The sequence below is a fragment of the Variovorax sp. P4_D9 genome (assembly GCF_056401695.1).
Genome location: NZ_JBFUIU010000741.1, coordinates 1 through 4,329 on the forward strand (window position 1 = coordinate 1; position 4,329 = coordinate 4,329).

The following is a 4,329-nucleotide window of genomic DNA, read 5'->3' on the forward strand; positions in this document are numbered from 1 at the left end:
ATCCGCGCGCGTGCGGGGATTCATGGCAAGAGCCATGGTGCCCGGGGCCGGAATCGAACCGGCACGCCTTGCGGCGGGGGATTTTGAGTCCCCTGCGTCTACCAATTTCACCACCCGGGCACGGAAGGAAGGCAGCCCAAAATTATGGCACAGTGGCCCCATGCAATATCCGACAATTGAAGACGCGATTGGAAAGACGCCGCTGGTTGCGCTGCAGCGGATCGATGCGGCTGCCAACGCGCAGCGCGGCAACGTGATCCTGGGCAAGCTCGAAGGCAACAACCCGGCCGGATCGGTCAAGGACCGGCCGGCCCTGTCGATGATCAAGCGCGCCGAGGAGCGTGGCGAAATCAAGCCTGGCGACACCCTGATCGAGGCGACCTCGGGCAACACTGGCATCGCGCTGGCGATGGCAGCGGCCATCAAGGGCTACCGCATGGTCCTGATCATGCCGGAGGACCTGTCGGTCGAACGGGCCCAGACCATGAAGGCCTTCGGTGCCGAACTCATGCTGACCCCGAAGAGCGGCGGCATGGAGTACGCACGCGACCTTGCCGAGCAGATGATGCAGCAGGGCAAGGGCCGGGTGCTCGACCAGTTCGCCAATCCCGACAATCCGCGCATCCACTACGAGACCACCGGCCCCGAGATCTGGGCCGACACCGGTGGACGTATCACGCACTTCGTGAGCGCGATGGGCACCACCGGCACCATCACCGGCGCGTCCCGCTTCCTGAAGGAAAAAAATCCGGCGGTGCGCATCGTCGGCGCCCAGCCTGACGAAGGCTCGCGCATCCCGGGCATCCGCAAGTGGCCACAGGAGTACCTGCCGAAGATCTACGACCCGAGCTGGGTCGACCAGGTGGTCAACGTGAGTCAGGACAACGCCGAGGAAATGTGCCGCCGGCTGGCGCGCGAGGAAGGCATCTTCGGCGGCATTTCGGCCGCGGGCGCGCTGTGGGTGGCGCTCGAGATCGCCAAGACGGTCGAGAACGCGACCATCGTCTTCGTGGTGTGCGACCGGGGCGACCGCTACCTGTCCACCGGCGTATTTCCGGCTTGAGACGAAACATGCCCTCACCCAAGTTCTGCTCCGAATGCGCCACGCCGCTGGCCCACATCGAACTCGCGGAGGACGGCGGCCCGAAATCGCGCCTGCGATGTCCGGCCTGCGGCTGGACGCACTGGAACAACCCGACGCCGGTGCTGGCCGCCATCATCGAATACCGCGGCCAGGTGCTGCTGGCACGCAATGCGGCTTGGCCGCACAAGATGTACGCACTGATCACCGGCTTCATGGAGGCCGGTGAGACGCCTCAGGAAGGYATTGCGCGCGAGATCAAGGAAGAGACCAATCTCGATGCGAGCGAGTTGAACCTGGTGGGCGTTTACGACTTCCAGCGAATGAACCAGGTCATCATCGCCTTCCATGCGGTCGCCGATGGCGAGGTCCGGCTTTCGCCCGAACTGGTGGACTATCGGCTCTACGACCTGCCTGCGCTGCGCTGCTGGCCCGCGGGCACGGGTTACGCGCTGGCGGACTGGCTGCGCACGCGGGGGCATGAGCCCGAGTTCATGGAATGGCCGCGGCCAGCCTCCTAAAATCGCCGCAGTTTCAAGGAACGGCCATGCATATCCACAAAGAGCTCGATACCCGCGGCCTTAACTGCCCCCTGCCCATCCTGAAGGCCAAGAAGGCGCTCAATGAGATGCACAGCGGGGAACTGCTGAAGGTGGTGTCGACCGATGCGGGGTCGGTGCGCGATTTCCAGGCTTTCGCCCGCCAGACCGGCAACGACCTGGTCGACCAGYAGACCGTCGACAGCGACTTCATTCACGTGCTGCGGCGCCGCTGAAGGACACCGCATGAAGCGCGGCATCGTCGTGTTCGCGCTGGCCGTGCTGGCGGCGGGCCTGTCCGCAGCGATGGTGGTGGCACTGTGGAGCGATGGCATGGCTTCCAGCGTTGACAAATCCCCCGTGCCTGCGGGCGCCATTCCCCTCGCGGTCCTCGGCGATTCCAACAGCCATTCCTACCAGGACCGCATTGCCTTTCCGCCCGGATCGGCCGAGCGTGGCGGCGCGCTGCGGTCCATGACGTTCCAGTGGACCGAAGTGCTCGGACGCCTGCGGGGGCAGGAAATCGACCAGGGCCCGTGGGGCGTCTGGGGGCGACCTCCCGCCGTCGCCTGGGCGCGTGAGCGGCTGGGGCTTGCCGTCGGTCGCACGCCAAAGAAGCAGGACTACCTCTACAACTTCGCCAAGTCCGGTGCGACCTGTTTCGACCTCCTGTCGGGTCGCGTCCGGCAGGCGCAGAACCTGGTTGCGTTGATGGACCGTGAGCCGGAGCGCTGGCAGCGCGGGGTGGTCGTGATCCGCATCGGGCTCAACAACTGGATCGGCCTGCTCGATCTGCAGGCGCGCGATCCCGATGCACCCGAACTTCGAGAAGCAATTGCCTATTGCAGCAAAGAGATCGGCCGGACCGTCGATCTGATCCATGCCTCGCACCCGCGGACGCGGATCCTGGTGGTGGGGCTCCTGAACGAAGCCGATGATCCGCTCCTCACCGACAAGTGGCAGTCGGCGCAGGAAACCGCGAACATCAACACCGCCCTCGCTGCGTTCAACGATGCGCTGAGGAAGATCGCAGCCGAGCGCACCCATGTCGCCTTCTTCGACGACCTGGCATGGTTCAGGACGCACTGGGGTGCGCGCGACGAAACCGGTAAGCCCGCCTACAAGACCATCGCCTTCGGGCCCACGCTGCGCGTGAACAATACCATTGGCGATGACCCCGGCAACGCCTTGGTCGCGGACGACCATGCCGGCGCGGTCTGGAATGCGCTTTGGGCGCAATCGCTGGTAACGCGTCTCAACGAGGCCTTCGGCCTGAAGCTGTCACCGATCGACGACGCGGAAATCCTCCGCCTACTGGCGCCGCTGATCGCCTCGGCTAAAGCGCCAGGCTCTTGAGGTACTCGCGGAAGGTCGTGCCCACCTCGGGGTGCGCCAGCGCGAGTTCGACCGTCGCCTGCAGGAAACCTTCCTTGCTGCCGCAGTCGTAGCGCGTGCCCCGGTAGGAATAGGCATGCACCGATTCCTTCTTCATCAGCGCGGCGATGCCGTCGGTCAGCTGGATCTCGCCGCCGGCGCCCTTGGGCTGGTTGCGGATCTCGGCGAACACGCCCGGCGTGAGGATGTAGCGGCCGGCGACACCCAGGCGCGAGGGCGCCTCCTCGGGCTGGGGCTTCTCGACCATGCGATCGACCTTGACCAGGCCGGGCTCGACCGTTTCGCCGGCCACGATGCCGTAGCGCCTGACGTGTGCCAGCGGCACCTCCTGCACTGCCAGCAAGGAGCCGCCGAGGCGGTCGAAGATGCGCGTCATCTGCGCCAGCACCGGCTCGCCGTTGGCCGGACCGACCATCAGGTCATCGGCCAGCAGCACCGCGAAAGGCTCGTCGCCCACCAGGTGCTCGGCGCACAGCACCGCGTGGCCGAGGCCAAGCATGCGCGGCTGGCGCACATAGGAGCAGGTCATGTCCTCGGGCATCACCGAACGGGCGATGTCGAGCAACTCGGTCTTGCCGCTCGACTCGAGCTGCGATTCGAGCTCGTAGGCGGTGTCGTAGTGGTCCTCGATGGCGCGCTTGTTGCGGCCGGTAACGAAGATCATGTCACGGATGCCCGCGGCATAGGCCTCCTCGACCGCGTACTGGATCAGCGGCTTGTCCACCACTGGCAGCATTTCCTTGGGCTGGGCCTTGGTGGCCGGCAGGAATCGGGTGCCAAAGCCTGCTACGGGAAACACGGCCTTGCGAATGCGCGTCGAAGTGTGGGACATGGGCTTTCGTCTGATCTGAAGGATGAAAGGGGAAGCGGGAAGGCACCCGGAGGCGCCAACCCGAATACTAAGGGCCGTGGCTGCTGCCAGTCTGTCAGCCGAGGCGGACAAGCTGGTCGCGCAGCCGATCGAGCGTGGCGCTGAAGTCCGTCAGCCGCTTGCGCTCCTGCTCGATCACGGCCGGTGGCGCCTTGGCGACGAAGGCTTCGTTGCCGAGTTTGGCATTCACCTTGGCGATCTCGCCCTCGATTCGCGCAAGCTCCTTGCCGATACGAACCTTTTCCGCGGCCTTGTCGATTTCCATGTGCAGGCAGATGCGCACCGAGCCGACCACCGCCACCGGTGCCGCCTCGGCCGCTGCCGACCAGGCCGCCGCATCGTCGAAGACCTTCACTTCCTTGAGCTTGGCCAGCGCCTGAAGCACCGGCGCCGCATCCCGCAGGAAAGCGCTGCTCGCGGCATCGTCGGCCACTGCGTAGAGC

General features: G+C 65.6%; 5 protein-coding genes, 1 tRNA gene and 1 pseudogene. 4 read left to right on the forward strand and 3 right to left on the reverse strand.

Going from position 1 to position 4,329, the window contains the following annotated elements; genetic code table 11:
• Positions 1-35 precede the first annotated feature (35 nt).
• Positions 36-120: transfer RNA gene (locus AC1DY5_RS44030), tRNA-Leu, on the reverse strand.
• 40 nt (positions 121-160) lie between these two features.
• On the opposite strand from AC1DY5_RS44030, the gene cysM reads away from it, so the two are divergent.
• The 4 genes from cysM to AC1DY5_RS44050 are packed head-to-tail and all read left to right on the forward strand — an operon-like array spanning position 161 to position 2,976.
• On the forward strand, positions 161-1,063 hold the full coding sequence (cysM, locus tag AC1DY5_RS44035; protein WP_478120714.1) for a cysteine synthase CysM: 903 nt from the start codon (positions 161-163) through the stop codon (positions 1,061-1,063).
• A gap of 8 nt (positions 1,064-1,071) precedes the next feature.
• Positions 1,072-1,602, forward strand: a complete 531-nt coding sequence (locus AC1DY5_RS44040; protein ID WP_478120715.1) for an NUDIX domain-containing protein — start codon at positions 1,072-1,074, stop codon at positions 1,600-1,602.
• Between the two features lie 26 nt (positions 1,603-1,628).
• A complete protein-coding gene (locus AC1DY5_RS44045; protein WP_478120716.1) occupies positions 1,629-1,856 on the forward strand; it encodes a sulfurtransferase TusA family protein in 228 nt (75 codons plus the stop codon).
• Between the two features lie 10 nt (positions 1,857-1,866).
• Positions 1,867-2,976: an SGNH/GDSL hydrolase family protein gene (locus AC1DY5_RS44050; protein WP_478120717.1), complete on the forward strand. Its 1,110-nt coding sequence runs from the start codon at positions 1,867-1,869 to the stop codon at positions 2,974-2,976.
• Here AC1DY5_RS44050 and galU read toward each other — a convergent pair.
• Entirely contained in the window at positions 2,957-3,847 is an 891-nt protein-coding gene (galU, locus tag AC1DY5_RS44055) for a UTP--glucose-1-phosphate uridylyltransferase GalU (protein WP_478120718.1), read from the reverse strand. The two genes, AC1DY5_RS44050 and galU, sit on opposite strands and share 20 nt — an antisense overlap.
• 94 nt (positions 3,848-3,941) lie before the next feature.
• Positions 3,942-4,329: pseudogene (locus AC1DY5_RS44060) on the reverse strand (valine--tRNA ligase); the annotation flags it as partial.